This window comes from Arthrobacter sp. Hiyo1 (assembly GCF_001263615.2).
GTDB lineage: Bacteria > Actinomycetota > Actinomycetes > Actinomycetales > Micrococcaceae > Arthrobacter.
The window spans coordinates 243,387-243,992 of record NZ_DF952470.1 but is presented as its reverse complement, the minus strand read 5'-3'; the positions used below and the strand labels follow the sequence as shown (position 1 = coordinate 243,992).

The following is a 606-nucleotide window of genomic DNA, read 5'->3' as shown; positions in this document are numbered from 1 at the left end:
CGCCCGGGTATTCGGTCTGGCCTCCAGGCGAGTTGACGATGTCGATGAGCGCTTCGCCGACCACGACGACGTCGAGCGGCTCGGACGCAAGGTGCGAGTGGTTCATGCGTTTCCTGTTCCTTGGTTGGGGAGTTTCACTGGCTGCTCGTGAATTTCAGGGGCTAATGGTGGTTTTCGGAGGCGCCGCCACGGAATGGCGTTCGACCAGGGGACATTCAAAGTATTCGGTACTGCCATCACGTTCCGCGCCGGCCAGCAGCAGTTCGATGGCGCGCCGGCCCATCTCAAGGAAAGGCAGTTCCAGCGTGGTCAGTCCGGGCCGCAAGTGCGGGGCAAGCGTTTCCTGGTTGTCGAAACCCACCAGCGACACATCGCGCGGGATCGATAATCCGAGTTGGGCCAGCGCCTGGTAGCTGCCCCAGGCGGTGCGGTCGTTGGCGCAGAAGATGGCAGTGGGTGGCTGAGGACCGGTCATGAGCGCCAGGGCATTCTCGAATCCGCCGGATTCATGCCCGTCGCCGATCTTGTGGAGCAGGGGGTCGGCGTCGAGGCCGGCCTCCTTGAGTGCCCGGAGATAGCCCGCATGGCGTCCGACGGCGGCAGGCA

Annotated in this window: 1 protein-coding gene; it reads right to left on the bottom strand. The window is 64.2% G+C overall.

The annotated features are described in order from the left end of the window. Window positions 1-154: 154 nt before the first annotated feature. Window positions 155-606 (bottom strand): substrate-binding domain-containing protein (locus tag AHiyo1_RS10005; protein ID WP_172465566.1); only part of this gene is annotated, 452 nt, incomplete at its 5' end.